Origin of the sequence: Mesorhizobium sp. L48C026A00, from assembly GCF_000502375.1 — a bacterium.
Classification (GTDB): domain Bacteria; phylum Pseudomonadota; class Alphaproteobacteria; order Rhizobiales; family Rhizobiaceae; genus Mesorhizobium; species Mesorhizobium muleiense.
Genome location: NZ_AYWU01000041.1, coordinates 1 through 16,688 on the forward strand (window position 1 = coordinate 1; position 16,688 = coordinate 16,688).

Genomic DNA, 16,688 nt, shown 5'->3' on the forward strand with positions numbered 1-16,688 from the left:
CCTGACGGAAGCGTCGGCCGCCGATAGTCTGGATACAGCGCTCGCTGTGCTCGATGAGGTATTGTTATCGCCTGAGATCTGACCGCCTCATCCCAGCGGACAAAACGGGGCAGGGGAGGGGGCTTTTCAGAGCCCGGACGCCTTGGTGAGATTGACGCGGAAACGATCGCGCCGGCGCTGATACTTTCGCGTCATCTCGGCCGAGGCGTGACCGAGCTGCTTTTGCACATAGCGCTCGTCGACCTCGGCCGAGGACGCGAGGCCGGCGCGCAGCGAATGGCCAGCAAACTTTTGACCGCGTTCGCCCTCCGACAGATCGCCACGCACGCCGGCTGCGAGCGCCGTGCGCTTGACCAGCNACTTTTGACCGCGTTCGCCCTCCGACAGATCGCCACGCACGCCGGCTGCGAGCGCCGTGCGCTTGACCAGCCGCGCAACTTCCTGGTCGTTAAGCCGATCGGCGCCGACTTTTTTGCCTTGCCCTATTACCCTTCGGAACAAAGGGCCATGGCCGATCCGCGCCAGCTTCAGCCAGGTTTGCAGCGCGACCACCGGGCAGGTGGCGTCGGAGGAGCCGCGGCCGACCTCGACCTCGCGCCAACCGGTTTTGCCGCGCAGGGTCACCAGCACGCCCTTGTCAGGAAAAAACTCAATCCAGCCAGAAGAATCTCGGTCTGGTCGCGACCAATGTCGAGCCCGACGATTTCCGAGCGCCGCAGCCCACCGGCAAAACCCAGAAGCAGCATGGCGCAGTCGCGCAGCCCGCGCAGCGTGCCGCGGTCGAGGGTTTCCAGCATGGCGATCAGATCCTCGGGCAGGATCGCTTCCTTCTGCCGGGGAGGGGAGGCGTGGGTGTTGCGAATGCCAGCCATCACCGTGGCGATATGCCGATCCTTGCGGTTCAGCGGTTCGCCGCGCTGGGCAAAATTCCAGGAGAGTGACGAAAGGCGGCGCTCAATGGTTGAAACGGTGTTGGGCTTTTTGTCGCCAGTGGCCGTACCTGACGCGCAGGCGGCGATATAAAGCCCGAAGAAGGTCAAACGGACCGCAGAGATACTGTCGCTATCCCCTCGCACGGTCCGATTTCATCTTGATCTGGCACGGGCCAAGCTGGGTGCCAAGAGCTTGGCCCATGCGGTTGCGATCGCGGCAGAGCGCGGCCTTTTCTTTCAAAGACTGTTCTGATCGGTAGCCAAGCGCTTCGCGGGAAGCCGCCGGCAAAACTCGTTCCGTTTCGTGAAGCTGGGATTGATGAATGACTGGATCATGGGGAAAGAAGGGAGACGTCGCTCAGGACAACCTGATCCGGAAAGGCACCGCGACGCTCTGAGGGTAGAATGCTGGCCAAACCAAGTGTCTTATTCGCAAACCACACGGTAGCGCTTGCCGGGCTCGCTGACGTTCTTGCAGACAAGCGGCTTGTGTGGTTCGGAAGAGGAGAGCGGAGGACTTGCGGCCCGCCAAACGCCTCTCTTTGATGTCTTTTGACTTGCCGAACGGCGCGGTTCGCGCCTCTCCGGCTGTGGCGCAACCGGAAACACGCTGGTTTCGATCTGTGGCTGCTGCAGGCGTGGCGGCTCTTTGTCAAAGAATCGTCTGGCATCAAGCGATCTCGGAATAATCACCGTACCATCGTCGCTGCGCGCGCAGCCGCTACCCAACAGTAAAGCCAGCCCCAGGAAAAAAGGCAGAATCCGTTCAAACATAAGCACACCCTTGGCGGGCATATACCCCGGCTTGCGGGTCGCCGACAACCGGCGGAATGGGCACGAAGAAAGGGCGGCATTGCTTGCCGCCCTTCCGAAATTGTTGAGATGCGTGGATTAGAAATCCATGCCGCCCATGCCGCCCATGCCGCCCATGCCGCCGCCGCCCATACCGCCAGGCATGCCGCCGCCAGCCGACTCCTTCTTCGGAGCCTCCGCGATCATGGCTTCGGTGGTGACCAGCAGGCCGGCGACCGAGGCCGCGTCCTGGAGAGCCGTGCGCACGACCTTGACCGGATCGACGATACCCATGGCGATCATGTCGCCATATTCGCCGGTCTGGGCGTTGTAGCCGAAGGTCGCGGTCGATTTGAAGACCGCCAAGGCATCGCGACGATCTTTTCGGGCTCGCCACTCTCTCCAATGCGCAGAGGCCTCCCGCTGAGATCGAGGAGTTTGGCAGAACCTTCACTCAAGACTGCCTGACGGCTCCAGGGCCTTCTGTTGCTGGCGGTTTACGGCACCCGTCTGGGGGAGCGGGCGGCCGTAGTGGTCATTACCGACAACTCTCCTTCGTCATCATTTCGGTTCGCAGGATCTCCCCGTCGGATCGGCCGTACTTGTAAACGGCCGGCAGCCCGATTCAAGGCAGGTTTGGCGCCGGCTCAACGGCAGCCAATTGAGTTGGCGTGGCTATCGACCAGTCGCCGGCGCTTTCCAGCTTGGCTTGCCAACGATATCCTTGGGCGCGTCAAGGATAGAGGCCGGATTGTAGTGGGGGTCCGTCGGGAAGGTATAATCCGCGTGATTGCCTTCGCTGATAAAGCCACCCGCATAGAGCGTCTCTAGATAGGGATTGTCGCTCACTAGCACGTCTGCATAACGCTCGAGCGCGCCGAAAGTGGCACGCAAATCCATGTCGGGACGGCCGGGCAGCGTGATCGGCACTCCCTGACGGCCGTAGTAAAACTTCCGGCCGTTCACGGAGAAAGCTTCTGAGATATAGGACATTGTGAGAGGCGTGCTGGCGAACTTCTCGCCCGCCGCCTGATTCTCTTGGGCACCTGATTCATCTCCTCTGAGGTAGCGATTCCCTTGAAGCGGGAGATTTCTACCATGGCGAGGTCGCCCAGCTTGTCGAAGGAGGTCAGCCAATTGACGGCCTGGGTGACTGAGTCGTCTATGATGTGAGAAGACCGGACGTCTTCGGTCGTGATGAGGACCGGGATCAGGTTTAGCTTGTTGTCCTGGACGGCGACGTTGGCCAGCTCCAGCGCATTAAGTACATTCGTGGTCTTCTTGTCCCAGTTCGCAATGACGCGATCGGTAGTGGGGACATAGGTCGAATAGATCTTGATGCCTAGGTGGCTGCGCACGTCCAGCATTTCCAGGTGCCGAGACCGACTTGATTGCGGCGATCGTCGATCCTTCGTCCTTTGGGTCAATGAGGACGTTGAATTCGTCGCCGCCTTTTTTTGTCGCGCGAACATAATCGATAATACTCTGGAGGTCTTCTGTCTTTTGCGGATTGCCGTTGCGATCGAGTGCCGGCGTGTGTTCGTTCGTGATGGGATTCCATATCGAGAGGCTCATATTCTTGATTTCCTCGGAAGAGACCTCCGAGATCTGGCAATTGTTCGGATCGCCGGTGACGCGCCCGAGCGTCGCGTCGTGCATCATCCAGGGATGGCTGTTCTTGTCAGCACGCAGGTCGAATTCGACACCATGGAACCCATGCTTGAGGGCGTTGTCGGCAGCTGAAATGGTGTTCTCGAGAATGCCCTCGGAATTATCGAACAGGCCGCGGTGGGGCAGTACCTGCGTTCGGTGTGGATCAATGCCGCTGTCTTGGTCTCCGGCCGGGTCAGGAAGAGATTCGTGCCATAGCCGGAATCGTCAATTTCGTCTTCTGCGTCGCCGAGAGCGGGGCCGTCCAGACCGAAGTCGACTTTCCACTCGGCCTTATTGCCGGCCGCCAACCACTCGGTGATGGTCTTGTTGACGGTGCCGTCGACCGGATCATTCGGATCATTGGAACCAAATCTTGCGGTCGTCTCGCAACGGGCCGAAATTGATAAAGCGACGACCTCGTCGCCCGGCTGAAGCGGGTTGTTCCGAGTTTGGAGGCCAGTCTTCGCCTTGTCTGATGCAATAGCATTTGTGGCATTCAGCCCGCCCGCCAACGTAGAGGCGAGAACCATGGCCACGCGAGGATCTTGCCGGCAACGATCGATGCTTCCGCACCGGCGTTGGCCACGATCTGACGGGCCGGAGCCTGCAGCGCGCGACGCATGATGTTGATGCCAGCGGTCTGGTCGGAGTTGGCGCCGACAGCCTTGATGTTCAGCGAAGCGCGCAGCAGGGCGACGCCGCCGCCGGGAACGATGCCTTCTTCGACGGCCGCGCGGGTCGCGTTGAGGGCGTCATTGACGCGGTCCTTCTTTTCCTTGACTTCGATCTCGGTCGCACCGCCGACGCGGATCACCGCAACGCCGCCCGCCAGCTTGGCGAGACGTTCCTGTAGCTTCTCCTTGTCGTAGTCCGAGGTGGTCTCCTCGATCTGCTGCTTGATCTGGGGGACGCTGGCTGGTGTTGCCGGCGAAGAACTCGCCTGGCCCTGGACATACGCCTACGAGGCATCTGCTACCCTGGCACTGTGATCTAGCTTCCCTCTGTCGCGATCCCGACAGAATTGTATCGTGGCTAACAAACGGAACCAGCCGCGCAAAGCCAACCTATTGCAATAACGACGGCCTTTTAGCTGGCATGGCTCTTGCTGCCTGAACTGTAGCATGCGCTCCGGAGCCGCTTCCAGAGATTCGTTGCGCATCTATAGGTCCAAGGACTTTTCTCCAGCGAGGTCAGGGCGTCGATGAGTATTCGTCCCGTTTCACCGAGTTCATTGGACCTGAGTTTATGGAGGCGGTCATACAATGAGCAAGGCGATTTCGTTCGGGGCGGAAGTCTTGCCGGTGACCGCATCATTGACGTCCCTTCGCGAGCTCATTGTTTCGAACGAACTGACGTTTTTGATGGAAGCGCATGACGGGCTTTCGGCAGCGATTGCCGAGCGTGCCGGCTTTCGAGGGCTCTGGGCCTCTGGTCTTTGCATCGCCTCGGCGCTTGGCTATCGGGACGCCAACGAAGCGAGTTGGACGCAAGTCGTCGACGTCGTCGAGCACATAGTCGATGCGACGAACATCCCTGTTTTTGTCGACGGTGACAGCGGCTTCGGAAATTTCAACAATGCTCGGTTGGTCGCGCGGAAGCTGGAGCAACGCGGCGCCAGCGGCATCTGCCTTGAAGACAAGAGGTTCCCGAAAATGAACTCCTTCGTCGGCGATCGGCATCTGCTCGCTGACATTGACGAGTTCTGCGGCCGTCTCGAGGCTGTGAAAGACACGACGGGACCGGATTTCGTCGTCGTCGCGCGCATCGAGGCGCTGATCGCCGGTCACAGTCTCGATGAGGCGCTATGCCGGGCCGACGCTTATTCAGAGGCCGGCGCCGACGCAATCCTCATCCACTCCCGCGAGGCCGTTGCAGACGAGATCCTGAGCTTCGCGAAGGAATGGAACAACAAGCTGCCGGTCGTCATCGTCCCCACCAAATACTACAAAACGTCGGCTTCGGTCTATCGTGATGCCGGCATTTCGACCGTCATCTGGGCCAACCATTCGATGCGGGCGGCGATCGCTGGCATGCGCGACATCTGCGGCCGCATTCGGTCGGAAGAAAGCGTCGCCGGGATCGAGGACCAAATTGCCGGCCTCGACGAGCTGTTCAGGCTAATCGGCTACGACGAACTGTCTCAGGCGGAAGAACAGTATCTGCCGCAGCGGACAGTAGAGCGGCGTCAGAGCGACTCGGACCAATTTCAAACAATCGACAATTAGCTCAAGAAGGGCGCACATGCTTGCGCAACGGATGTCTTTGCTTTCAGGTCCGGGCACTGCCGCCGCCCGTGAGGCAGCCAAGATTGCTGCTGCGGCCGGCCGTCAGATCATCGATCTGGCGGCCGGCGAGGTGATCATCGAGCCGCCTACGTCAGTTCGCAACGGAGCGATCGCCGCAATCAATGCCGGCACCAACCGCTATACGGACTCAATCGGCCTGGCACCGCTCCGGGAAGCCGTCGCGCAAAAACTGACGATCGAAACAGGCTTTGGCTGGAATACCCGCGATATCGTCATCACGGCGGGCGCAAAGCAAGGATTGCTCGATGCTGCTTTGGCTGTGCTCGACCCAGGCGACGAGGTCATCATCTTTCGCCCGTGCTGGCCGACATTCCCGTCCCAAGTTCTTCTTGCCGGCGCAAAGCCCGTATTCGTTGATGCCCGGCCGCCAACCTACGTTCCCGACATTGTCGCAATCCGCGCCGCCGTCACACCGCGCACGAAAGCCATCATCATCAACTCGCCGAACAATCCCACAGGCGCTGTCTACGATCGAACGACGCTCCAGGACATTGGCGACCTAGCAATCAACTACCAGCTCTGGATCGTTTCCGACGAATGCTATTCCAGCTTTGTCTTCACCGGCGGACGCCATGAGTCCATTGTCATGGCCCATCCCAGGGTTCGGTCGCGGACAATCCTGGTAAATGCCTTCTCTAAGGAGTTGGCGATCACTGGATGGCGCCTGGGCTATCTTGCGGCGCCGCCGGAGATCGTTTCCGCAGCTAAGAAATTGCAGAGTCACACGACTTCAAACCCCAACGTGATTGCGCAACATGCCATTCTGCATCACCTACAGGTTGGTGATGGCCGTTTTGAACGGGAGATGCACCGGCGATTGACGGATGCTCGCATCATGGGGCTGCGCATTCTGTCCGGCCTGCGCGATGTCGATGCGCCGCCCGCCGAGGGTTCGTTTTTCTTCTATCTCGACCTGAGCACGTTGATCACTTCGCTGCCGCAGGCGGGGCACGTGCGGACCACGGACGACGTTGCCCGGTTGCTCCTTGAGGAAGCCGACGTGGGCTCCGTCGCTGGCGGCGCCTTCGGTGATCCGAATGGTCTGCGTCTGTCATTTGGGGTGCCCCCAAGCCAGCTGGGGCAGGGACTGAAGAGGGTCGTCGAGACGTTGAACAGCCTCAAGACCAGACAAGTGGCTGGCTGAGCCTCCCATCAGAAGGACATTTGATATGAGCAACCGTACTCGGGCCGTCATTCTCGCCGCAGGCGTGGGATCGAGACTGCGCCCGTACACGGAAGCCGTTCCGAAGCCTCTGGTGGAGGTAAACGGCACTCCTATGCTGCACAACGCGCTGCATCAGCTCTCCGAGCTCGGGATTTGCGAAGCGACCATTGTCGTGGGCTACCGCAAGGAAGCCATCGAGCAGTCGTGCGGCCGACGGTTCGAGGAGGTGGAAATCGAGTATGTCAACAATCCGATTTTTGACCGGACCGGCAGCGCCTATTCGCTCTGGCTGGCGCGGAACACAATGCTTGCCGGCGACACTGTCCTCCTCGAAGGCGACGTGTTCTTTGAGCGCGAGGTGCTGGAACGGACGCTTCGGACTGTCTCGGCGACGAGAAAGAATGTGGCGGCGGTAGCCGTCTTCACCGAAGCTATGAGTGGGTCGGCGGTCGAATTGGCCGGAGATCACTCTGTGACAACGTTCGTGATGAACCAGACGCCGGCCCAGGCGCAGGCAAACAGTCTCTTCAAGACGATCAATCTGGTCCATTTCTCTGCGGCGGCACTGCATGAGCAGCTGGTGCCGGCGCTACATCGCGCAGTCGAAAGCGGGCAACGGACCGCCTATGTCGAACAGATTCTGGCCCTTCTGGTGGATAACCGCGATCTGCTGCTTTCGGCGGCTGACTGCAGCGACACCCGCTGGTTCGAGATCGACAGCGAAGTCGATCTGCGGCTGGCAGAGGAGATTTTCAGGTTGCCGCCGGCACTTGCATTACCCGGTGCATCCTCAGCCAAACTCGCGGCAGGAGCAAGGAGATGATCGGCTACCTGCGTGATTACGCGAATGCCATCACGGCGCTCGCCTTCTTGTTCGCGGTCGTGGGGCTGTACCTCGCCCTCAATGGAAGGATCGAGCTCGGTGTCGCAGCCATGCTCTGGACCTGGTTTTTGGACCATTGGGACGGGCACGTTGCGCGCAAGACGAGCCACCTTCGCCGTCCGGGGGTGGCGGATTTCGGAAAGAGCTTCGACGGGTTCGGCGACTTCCTTCATGGAGTGGTCTTCCCGGCGGCCGTGATAATTCTCATCGGCGAGGGGAGTGTCCTATCGTTGATAGCGAGTTTGATTCTTGTGTTGGCGGGCGCCATCAGGCTCAGCTATTTCGAGAACGTTGGATTGACGGCTGACGCGCGCTTCACCGGCATTCCAGTCTCTTACGACACTCCGCTCCTTGCTTTACTGCTGTTCCTTAGACCTTTTCTCTCGCCGACCTCTTTCGCAGCAACGGTGGCGATGCTGTTCATCGCGTTGGCAGTGCTCCACGTCACGACAATTATTCGTGTCCCGTCGATCCGGGGAAGGGCGGTCCCGATAGCCACCGCCTGCGCTATCGCTGCATCTATGGCCTTGGTTGCCCTGCAAGAAATCGGAGCTTCGGTTCCGGCAAACTGAGTTTCGCGAGATGAGCAAGTGGGGAAATGGGATGAACGAGATCGCACTGATCGGGACCGGGGTTCCCATTATCACAGCACAGCCAATATGTTCGCATGCCCGGTAGCCGGCTGTAGGCTGCCAGACCCTTGCGAACTCTTTGCCGAGCCTACGTAAACGTATTTAAGAGGGTCGCTACCTTGCCGGTTTTGAACGTTTCCGACATGGACGGCGTCCGGGCCCCGATTCGCGAACGGACATTCCCTTACGCCAGCTTTTTGGCGTCCTTCTGGCCTTTGCCGCGCGCCGCGGAATCATAGTTTGGGGGCTGAATGCAATGATAGCGATCGTAGGGAGGTACGAGCACGGCGAGTTCTCCGTGACCAGCGAGTTCGGCAGCCGCGAGCTCAGCGAAAAAGGTAAAGCTCGTTACGACGGTGACCATCTGCCAAATGAACTTTCGCAATTCCGGCGTGGTAGTGTGAGTCTGTTGTTCGATGAAGTGGCTTATATTGCGACGAAAGAGCGTCAGCGCATCGCATTCGATCCTGATCGTTTCGTGCAGGAATATCGATCACGCGGACAAGACGCGTTCGACGACCTTGATGGTCAATTTGCCATCGCCCTGCACGACGCCGCGAGTGGCAGATTGCACATTGCACGGGATACCTTCGGGACCCGCCCGCTATTCATCGCACATCTCCCGTCTGGCATTGCATTTTCCACGACCTACGCACCACTATGCAAGCTGCCGGAACTTCATCCCGCCTTCGATGTCGCTGCCGTTCGTGCATTCATCGAGCGTGGTTGGGCGCCGGCTGGATTGACCTTCCATCGCGATATACGGCCAGCGCGAGCTGGCTTCGTCGAGATATTCGGTCATGAGTTGCACTGTTTTCGTCGCCTGCAGCCTCAGGCGATTGAGTATACTCAGCCCAGAGACCCACTGTCGTCCGACGAATTGTTGTCGCTTCTTCGTCGGACTGTGGCGGAATCACTTCAACGTTCGCAAGGCGATATTGGCGTTTCACTCAGCGGCGGTATCGACTCCGCCGCGATCGCAGCGCTGCTGCAAAAAGCCGATCCGCGCCGTGTCATACGGAGCTTCACCGTTGGTTACGGCGAGGAGGACCCGGAGATCCAAGGAGGTCGCGCGACCGCCTCCCATCTTGGCTTGGAGCATCACGAAATTATCGTCGGCGCGCAAGACTTGGCTTCCCTCATGCAGCAAGTCGTACGAGTTCTGGGTAATCCGGGCGGCTATGATGAATTTCCCTGCCTTTTCGCCTTGTGGCGAGACGCGTCGAGGTCCGTGCAAACCCTTTTTTCGGGCAATCTCAGCGACACGCTTTTTGGCGGCATGCCTTACCATAGGGATCTTTGGCTTAGGATGAACGACGTGCGCGATGACGTTTCGCGCAAGGACCAATCAGGAAAAGGTCCCAAAGACCTCCTTTTCGAAAATCTTCGCCAATCCCTCACCGACTGGGACGAACGTATCGGTGCGCAGACCTTACTCGCTTCACGCGCGGACCTTCAGTTGGTTATGCCACTATCGAGACGATCCTTGCTCGACTTGTCCCTACGCCTCCCCGCTCGACAAAAGGTGACGGAATGTCATGTCAAGTCTTTCTTCCGGGAGAGCATCAGCAGTCTGCTTCCTCCTGAAATTCTTCATCGGCCGAAGGGGATTCAACAACTGCGCTATGATGCCGACATGCGCGACACCCTATTGGAACTCTCGCGACGGTACCTGACGAAGGACCGTGTTGAACGACATGCGATCGTATCACCTGACGATGTGCAGGCGTGTATATCCGAAAGCAAAGACAACTTCACCGAGGCGCGGTTCCAGACCCTTTGGAACATGCTGATATTTGAGATTTGGACGGATGCCTTTGCGAATGCACCGTCCCAGTCAAAGCCTATCTAAGGAAGACATCAGGGAAGACCCGACTTGGAGCGAATCGGCATGACCGATGAGTATCTTATCGGCGTGGTGACGTTCGCTAATCTCGGGCTTTGGTGCACGGATCGTTTAGGTGCTGGACGTATATGTAGGCTGCAACCTTAATGACAGTTGTGCCGCTGTCATGCCTTTCAAATACAATTCCGGCCGCCGTCACCGTATCGGCAAGACGAAGTTCAAAGTGAGAAACTGGCCGGAATATGAAGCGGGGTTACGTCGACGTGGCAGCCTCACCCTGTGGGTGACATCGGAAGCCCTGTCCAAACGGCAAGCGCCGAGGCGCAAGACATTGGCGGCCAGCATCGCTATTCCGATCTGGCGATCGAGACCTGACGCTGGGGCTAGTGTTTGGTCTGCGACTGCCCCAGGTCGAAAGCCTATTGGTATGGTTTCTGCAGTTGATGAACCTGGACTTTGCTGTTCACGATCACGCGACGCTGAGCCAGCGGGCACGGACATGGCAATCTTGCACCAGACGCCAGCCCATAAGCCGTCACCGGACGGACCATTGCACGTGCTGATCGACAGCACTGGCCTTCTAGCCCGGATTATGCAGCGCTGGTAGCGCTGGTAGGCGGATGTGGCACAAGTCATTGAAATATCGTAAAATCTGTTGTCCAGACCGGTTCGTACGATTTTCTCAAGGCCACATCCGCCATGTCCGATCTTACCCCTATGCTGCCCGGCCTGTCACCCATCGCCGGCAAATCCGTTGTGGCTAAGTTCGACGGCGGGCAACTGTCGTCCGACGGCGGCTTGTTGCTTTTGCGTGAGACCGAGCAACGTTTGTAGGTGGCCGAGCGTCTGGCCGCCTGCATCAAGGATCCGCGTGCGCCAGACCAGATCACTCACAGTCTGGCCGACATCATCCGCTTTCGCCTGCTGATGATCGCGGCCGGTTCTGAGGATGGCAACGATGCCTCCGGCTTGCGGAGCGATCCGATGTTCAAGATGGCGCTCGCCCTGGCGCCGTCCGACCGGGAACTGTGCTCTCAATCGACGATTTCGCGGCTGGAAAATTTGCCGGACACGCGGGCTCTGCTGCGGATGGCCCGCGCCATGGTCGATCTGTACTGTGGCTCGTTCCATCAGGTGCCCAAGCGGATCGTGCTCGACGTCGACGACACGTTCGACGCCGTCCATGGCGGCCAGCAGTTGCGCGTGTTCAATGCGCATTATGACGAGTATGGCTTTCAGCCCATCGTCGTCTTCGATGGCGAAGGCCGGTTCATCACCTGCGTCCTTCGGCCGGCCAAGCGTCCGAGCGGCAAGGAGATCAAGCCCCTTCTTCGCCGTCTGCTGCGCGCGATCCGGAGCCATTGGCCGAAGACGGAAATCCTGTTGCGCGGCGACAGTCATTATTGCGGGCCGGAGGTGCTCGACTGGTGCCACGCCAACCACATCGACTACATCCTGGGCATCGCGCCGACGGCGCCCCTGCGTCGTCATATCCTGGACCTCGAAGCCGGCACGAAGAAAGTCTTCGAGGCAGCAACGGAGAAAGGGAAAGCCCGCCGCTTCAGGTCTTTCTAAGACGGGGCCAAGAGTTGGAACCGTGTCGAGCGGATCATCGCCCGCGTCGAGGTCGGCGCGGACGGATCGGACACGCGTTCCATCGTCACCAATCTGAAACGCGGCACTCCCCGCACTCTCTATCAGGATGTCTATTGTCGGCGCGGTCAGGCGGAGAACCACATCAAATCCTGGAAGACGCATCTGGCCGCCGACCGAACGTCTGCACGAAGGCGACGGCCAATCAGGTCCGGCTGTTTCTGCACGCCAGCGCCTATTGGGTCATGTGGGGGCTGCGCATGTCCATGCCCAAGCGTTCGATATGGCGTGTGGCGCAGTTCGACGCCCTGCGCCTGAAACTGGTCAAGATCGCGGCCCGCATCGTCGAGCTGAAGACCATGATCAAGATCCACCTGCCAACATCGTGCCCGGTGCAAACGATCATGCCGATCGCGCTCGCCCGAATCCACCGCCTCGTTACCTGAGCAGCGGGGCTCCACAATGCCTCCGAAACTCCGAACCCCGCCCGTCAACCCGCAAACATCTTCATCCAACCTCCGGAATCAGTCGGGGCATGCGGAAGTGTGTCAAGAAGACTATGAAATCCGAAATTCCCGGCAAAAATCCGGGCGCCCGCGCTGAACGGGTCAAAGGGCTGCATAATGCGGGCTAGGTCTATGGCGCGGGACAATGGCTAAAGAAGATGCATGGTGCCAAATCCCGCCGTTGCTGGCCCAAGCTGCATCTGGCGCTGGATGCCGATAGCGGTGAGACCATCGCCCATACCCTGACCGACCAGGACACCGGCGATGCTTCTCAGGTGGGCCCACTGCTCGACCAGATTGACGGTCCGATCAGACAGTTCACTGTCGACGGCGCCTATGACGGAAGCCAACCTACGATTCCGTCATCAACCACAGCGCTGCTGCCGCAATCGTCATTCCGCCGCGTGCCAACGCGGTCGAACTGGCAGATGCTGAAATGCCGTACCGACGGGACAACCACATTGCAGCGATCCAAAGAGATACGGATGAAATGGCAAGCCTCCACCGGCCGCGGCAAGCGGTCTCTGGTCGAGACAGCCCATCGGGCGATTCAGGGCCGTCATCGGAAAGCGTCTGCGGGGGCCAGCTCTCCTTTCCCGCCCAGAAGTTGCCATCGCCTCCACCATCCTCAACAAGGCTCTCGGGCGCCCGTCGACGATCAACGAAAAATAGAAGCAGGACGTGCGCGACAATCTCGCAACGGGAATGAGTGTTTCGGCCGTCGCCAAAAAGTTCGCGACCAGCCGGCAGACGCTCATGCGTGTCCGGGATGAAGGCTCACGGTCCGTTCGGCCTGTGTCTGGAGGGACAGGTTATGCCCCCACTTCGCATCGCTACTGTCATCAAAACGTAACACGGGCAAACTAAAGAAACCTAGACATCTGGTTACCTCCTCTGTCGAATGCCGAAATATCATGAAATTTAGCTTGTTGCTGTGTGGTGGAGAGAGTTGGTGTTTTTCATCTTGAGAGCCTTGCGCAGTGCTATCACTTTGTGGGCGATCCTCACCATTGTGTTTTTTGCGACACGCATGACCGGAGATCCCACGTCCTTCCTCATTTCGCCCGAACTTCCCGAGGAACAACGGATTGAGCTGAGGGCAAAGCTCGGACTCGATGATGATGTGGGGACGCAATACGTCCGGTACAGCGCCGCACTGCTGCGCGGAGATTTCGGGCAGAGTTTCTTCTCGAACCGACCCGTGGTCGAACTGTTCGTGGAACGCGTTCCCAACACGCTCCTCCTGACCATTCCAGCTTTCGTGTTGTCCGTCGCCATCGGCATGTCCGCAGGCCTCTGGGCGGCATTGCATCACAACACGGTCTTTGATCGCTTCCTCACGACCGGAACAATCGTCGGGCAAGCCATCCCGAACTTCGTTCTCGGCATTGCCGCTATCCTGATCTTCAGCTTGTCCCTGAAGCTTCTACCGAGCGGCGGCATGGGCACGTGGAAACATCTAGTCCTTCCCGTGGTAACCCTCGCTCTTGCTACCTCAGCCAACATTGCAAGGCTCGTTCGAAGCAGCATGCTGGAGGTCCTGTCGCAGGACTATATGCGCTATGCGCGCAGCAAAGGCTTGAGCCCGTTCCGTGTCGTGGTGAAGCACGGACTGAGAAACGCGATTCTCCCGGTATTGACAGTTCTGGGCCTGCAACTTGGCGGCCTGATCGCCGGCGCCGTGGTGACGGAATCCGTGTTTTCCTGGCCTGGAGCAGGACGCCTTGTGATCGACGCGGTCATGAACCGCGATTTCGCCATGCTGCAATTCGGAATTCTCGTGTTTTCGGCAGCAATCATACTCACCAATCTTCTCGTTGACGTGGGTTACGGCTTGCTGGATCCGCGGGTGCGGGGGAGCTCATGATGAGCATCGAGACCAGCGCGCCGGGATTGATCCCTTCCCAAACCGACGAAGGTATCGTCCCCACCAATATTGGAAGGCGTCGTCGGCCGCCGACCGTGGCGATCGTCTCATGCCTCATCCTTGCGGTGATAGCATTGCTCGCCGCAATCGCTCCGGTGATCGCACCGCATGATATGGCCGACCAGAGCCTCCTACACCGACTTCGGCCACCGGTGTTTGCCGGGGGAACGACCGAATACCTCCTTGGAACGGATCATCTCGGACGAGATCTGTTTTCTCGGCTTCTGTTCGCGACCCAAACCACCTTGCTCATTGCTGGTGCCGGAGTCCTCGTCGGGGTCATCACCGGCACGCTCAGCGGGCTGGTCTCAGGAAGCACCGGAGGATGGATCGACGATTGTTTCATGGCTGTGGTCGATGCGCAGGCGTCGGTGCCGGTCACTTTAGTGGCATTGACTGCGGTCGCCCTCATCGGACCTAGTCCGCTTGTTCTGGTGCTCATTATCGGGTTCGCGGACTACTACAAATATGCTCGGGTGGTCCGGGGCCAGGTGCATGCCCTGCGCGGACGCAGTTTCGTGGAAGCGGCTCGATCCTCGGGCGCTTCCCCCTGGCGCATCGCCATGCGTCATGTGCTTCCCAACACGTTGTCGCCCGTCATCGTATTGGCCAGCCTGAGCTTCGCCGAGCTCGTCGTGCTGGAATCGTCGCTCTCGTTCCTTGGCGTGGGTATTCAGCCTCCAAATGTTTCTCTCGGTTCGTTGCTCGGCGAGTCGAGGAACTACCTGATCACCACACCGTGGCTGGCGGCATTTCCCTGTGTCGTCATCGTCGCAATCACGCTGGCAGCATCGATGGTCGGCGATTGGTTGCGCGACAGATTCGATCCCCGGAGCCGCACGTAAATGGTGCAGCCCTCACTCTATTCCTGCAGGAATGCCTGATCATCCACCTTTTTTGGGAGACCCTAATGCGATATCTAGTTCTAGCAGTTGCTATGCTGTTGCCGACCTTCGCGGTCGCGCAGGACGACACGAGGCCACCACTGACCGTCGGCGTCAACACGGTTCGTGCGAACTTCGATCCCGCCCAGGCGCTCGGTAATGTTGACATACCGATCACCTACAACATGTTCGACACACTTGTTGCGAGAGACTTCTCCAAAAGCAAGGACCAGACGGCCTATGAGCTCGTTCCGGGCCTCGCACAAAGCTGGAAGCGGATCGACGACCGCACGATGGAGTTTTCTCTTCGGCCAAATGTCCATTTCCACAACGGTCAGCCACTCAAGAGTGCTGACGTCAAGTTCACTTTCGATCGCATCCTCGATCCGGCGTCCGACTACGTCAGTGCCAGAAACCTTCTGAAGGTCATCGAACGGGTCGACGCCGTTGATGACCTGACCGTGCGGATCACTACCAAGGAACCTAGCCCTGTTCTGCTTCATTTGTTGGCGTATCACACCAGCGACATCGTGCCGAAGGCTTATTTCGAGTCGGTCGGAGAGGCGGGATTCGGACAGAAGCCGGTCGGAACAGGACCGTTCGCTTTTGTCAAACTCCAGACTGATGAAAGCATGGAACTCAAGGCAAACGACTCCTATTTCCGCGGACGGCCGACAGTCTCCACATTGACCTTCAAGGCCATCCCTGAGGTTTCGGCGCGAATAACGGCGCTCGCGAATGGCGAAGTGGACATCATCAACAGCCTGCCGCCGGACCAATTGGCTGCTGTCCAAAATCTTGGTTGCTGCGAAATCCGCCGCACCATGGCAAACCATCACTTCATTCAATACAACACCTACAACCCGGTGATGGCCGACAAGAAACTGCGTCAAGCCCTGAACCTTGCAATCGATCGCCAACTGCTCGCGAACGCCCTCTGGGATGGCAAGGCCACCATCCCGCATTCCGCGCAGTATGAGGCATGGGGACCCGAGCTTTACAATCCCGATCGCCCGGCCTTGGCCTACGACCCCGACCGTGCCAGACAGCTACTGAAGGAGTCGTCGTACAAAGGCGAACCGATCTTCTACGTGACACATCCCGTCTATTACACCAATGGCGTTGTTGTTGCCGAAGCTGTCGTAGAGATGTGGAAAGCGATTGGCGTGAACGCCAGTGTAAGAGTTGATGAAGGGTGGAGCAAACTTAAGAAGGACGCTCCGATCCTGACCGTCAAAAACGCCTCGGACTGGGTCGTACCGACAGATCCCGCGGTCACCCTCTATATGACCTGGTCTAAGCAGCTGTGGAAAGACGAGGCCGAATTTGACGAGCTGGCCGAGCAGGGCGAGACCACCCTCGATGTAAAGCGTCGTTACAACATCTACCAGAAGATGATCGATATCTTCGAAGAAGATGCCCCCGGAACTTACCTCTATCGCGCGCCGGATTTCTATGGCGTGAAGTCCGGTATCCAGTGGCTTCCGAACACGGAGTACACGATGGATTTCCGCCCAGACAACATTCACTTCACGAAGTGAACCGTCAGAGCCGCAGCAATCAGGTGAA

The 16,688-nt window shown here is 58.8% G+C and carries 14 protein-coding genes and 7 pseudogenes; 13 read left to right on the forward strand and 8 right to left on the reverse strand.

What is annotated here, in order from left to right; translation table 11 throughout:
- Positions 1–126: 126 nt before the first annotated feature.
- Positions 127–1,028 (reverse strand): annotated as a pseudogene (locus tag X738_RS77185) (site-specific integrase); the annotation flags it as partial.
- Between the two features lie 28 nt (positions 1,029–1,056).
- On the opposite strand from X738_RS77185, the gene X738_RS83835 reads away from it, so the two are divergent.
- Positions 1,057–1,185 (forward strand): LuxR C-terminal-related transcriptional regulator, encoded by a 129-nt coding sequence (locus X738_RS83835; protein WP_245277853.1) that lies wholly within the window; start codon positions 1,057–1,059, stop codon positions 1,183–1,185.
- Between the two features lie 173 nt (positions 1,186–1,358).
- Here the strand turns inward: X738_RS83835 and X738_RS77190 are convergent, their stop codons facing one another.
- From X738_RS77190 to X738_RS77215, 7 genes and pseudogenes are all read right to left on the reverse strand, one after another.
- Positions 1,359–1,706: a hypothetical protein gene (locus X738_RS77190; RefSeq protein WP_031256886.1), complete on the reverse strand. Its 348-nt coding sequence runs from the start codon at positions 1,704–1,706 to the stop codon at positions 1,359–1,361.
- Between the two features lie 117 nt (positions 1,707–1,823).
- Positions 1,824–2,069 (reverse strand): annotated as a pseudogene (groEL, locus tag X738_RS77195) (chaperonin GroEL); the annotation flags it as partial.
- A 330-nt stretch (positions 2,070–2,399) separates the two neighbouring features.
- Positions 2,400–2,690, reverse strand: coding sequence for a hypothetical protein (locus tag X738_RS77200; RefSeq protein ID WP_023803475.1), 291 nt, complete (start codon positions 2,688–2,690; stop codon positions 2,400–2,402).
- Complete coding sequence (locus X738_RS85520) at positions 2,687–3,091, reverse strand: hypothetical protein (RefSeq protein ID WP_023803476.1); 405 nt, start codon at positions 3,089–3,091, stop codon at positions 2,687–2,689. Before X738_RS85520 ends, X738_RS77200 begins: the two co-directional genes overlap by 4 nt.
- Entirely contained in the window at positions 2,985–3,485 is a 501-nt protein-coding gene (locus X738_RS89440) for a glycerophosphodiester phosphodiesterase family protein (protein WP_352909103.1), read from the reverse strand. Before X738_RS89440 ends, X738_RS85520 begins: the two co-directional genes overlap by 107 nt.
- On the reverse strand, positions 3,383–3,913 hold the full coding sequence (locus tag X738_RS87870) for a hypothetical protein (protein WP_245277851.1): 531 nt from the start codon (positions 3,911–3,913) through the stop codon (positions 3,383–3,385). The genes X738_RS89440 and X738_RS87870 overlap by 103 nt, the downstream gene beginning before the upstream one ends.
- Positions 3,914–3,915: 2 nt before the next feature.
- Positions 3,916–4,293: pseudogene (locus X738_RS77215) on the reverse strand (TCP-1/cpn60 chaperonin family protein); the annotation flags it as partial.
- 346 nt (positions 4,294–4,639) lie between these two features.
- On the opposite strand from X738_RS77215, the gene aepX reads away from it, so the two are divergent.
- The 12 genes and pseudogenes from aepX (at position 4,640) to X738_RS77265 (ending at position 16,660) form a co-directional block, all read left to right on the forward strand.
- On the forward strand, positions 4,640–5,602 hold the full coding sequence (aepX, locus tag X738_RS77220; protein ID WP_023803479.1) for a phosphoenolpyruvate mutase: 963 nt from the start codon (positions 4,640–4,642) through the stop codon (positions 5,600–5,602).
- Positions 5,603–5,618: 16 nt separating this feature from the next.
- Entirely contained in the window at positions 5,619–6,827 is a 1,209-nt protein-coding gene (locus tag X738_RS77225) for a pyridoxal phosphate-dependent aminotransferase (RefSeq protein WP_023803480.1), read from the forward strand.
- Between the two features lie 25 nt (positions 6,828–6,852).
- Positions 6,853–7,671, forward strand: a complete 819-nt coding sequence (locus tag X738_RS77230) for a phosphocholine cytidylyltransferase family protein (RefSeq protein WP_031256887.1) — start codon at positions 6,853–6,855, stop codon at positions 7,669–7,671.
- A complete protein-coding gene (locus X738_RS77235) occupies positions 7,668–8,303 on the forward strand; it encodes a CDP-alcohol phosphatidyltransferase family protein (protein WP_023803482.1) in 636 nt (211 codons plus the stop codon). The genes X738_RS77230 and X738_RS77235 overlap by 4 nt, the downstream gene beginning before the upstream one ends.
- 358 nt (positions 8,304–8,661) lie before the next feature.
- Entirely contained in the window at positions 8,662–10,215 is a 1,554-nt protein-coding gene (locus X738_RS0144370) for an asparagine synthase-related protein (RefSeq protein ID WP_198032932.1), read from the forward strand.
- 160 nt (positions 10,216–10,375) lie between these two features.
- Positions 10,376–10,789 (forward strand): annotated as a pseudogene (locus X738_RS83845) (transposase); the annotation flags it as partial.
- A 119-nt stretch (positions 10,790–10,908) separates the two neighbouring features.
- Positions 10,909–12,248: pseudogene (locus X738_RS77245) on the forward strand (IS1380 family transposase).
- A gap of 218 nt (positions 12,249–12,466) precedes the next feature.
- Positions 12,467–12,802: pseudogene (locus X738_RS85525) on the forward strand (transposase); the annotation flags it as partial.
- Positions 12,803–12,941: 139 nt separating this feature from the next.
- Positions 12,942–13,103, forward strand: a pseudogene (locus X738_RS88895) (helix-turn-helix domain-containing protein); the annotation flags it as partial.
- 157 nt (positions 13,104–13,260) lie between these two features.
- Entirely contained in the window at positions 13,261–14,175 is a 915-nt protein-coding gene (locus X738_RS77255; RefSeq protein ID WP_023803491.1) for an ABC transporter permease, read from the forward strand.
- On the forward strand, positions 14,175–15,080 hold the full coding sequence (locus X738_RS77260; protein WP_023803492.1) for an ABC transporter permease: 906 nt from the start codon (positions 14,175–14,177) through the stop codon (positions 15,078–15,080). The genes X738_RS77255 and X738_RS77260 overlap by 1 nt, the downstream gene beginning before the upstream one ends.
- A gap of 92 nt (positions 15,081–15,172) precedes the next feature.
- Positions 15,173–16,660: an ABC transporter substrate-binding protein gene (locus tag X738_RS77265; protein WP_023803493.1), complete on the forward strand. Its 1,488-nt coding sequence runs from the start codon at positions 15,173–15,175 to the stop codon at positions 16,658–16,660.
- The last annotated feature ends 28 nt before the right edge of the window (positions 16,661–16,688 follow it).

Coding starts and splice junctions, on each gene's coding strand:
- X738_RS85520 (WP_023803476.1), bottom strand. CDS start 3,091: ATGCTGGACGTGCGCAGCCACCTAGGCATCAAGATCTATTCGACCTAT.
- X738_RS77225 (WP_023803480.1), top strand. CDS start 5,619: ATGCTTGCGCAACGGATGTCTTTGCTTTCAGGTCCGGGCACTGCCGCC.
- X738_RS77190 (WP_031256886.1), bottom strand. CDS start 1,706: ATGTTTGAACGGATTCTGCCTTTTTTCCTGGGGCTGGCTTTACTGTTG.
- X738_RS77230 (WP_031256887.1), top strand. CDS start 6,853: ATGAGCAACCGTACTCGGGCCGTCATTCTCGCCGCAGGCGTGGGATCG.
- aepX (WP_023803479.1), top strand. CDS start 4,640: ATGAGCAAGGCGATTTCGTTCGGGGCGGAAGTCTTGCCGGTGACCGCA.
- X738_RS77265 (WP_023803493.1), top strand. CDS start 15,173: ATGCTGTTGCCGACCTTCGCGGTCGCGCAGGACGACACGAGGCCACCA.
- X738_RS77260 (WP_023803492.1), top strand. CDS start 14,175: ATGAGCATCGAGACCAGCGCGCCGGGATTGATCCCTTCCCAAACCGAC.
- X738_RS77235 (WP_023803482.1), top strand. CDS start 7,668: ATGATCGGCTACCTGCGTGATTACGCGAATGCCATCACGGCGCTCGCC.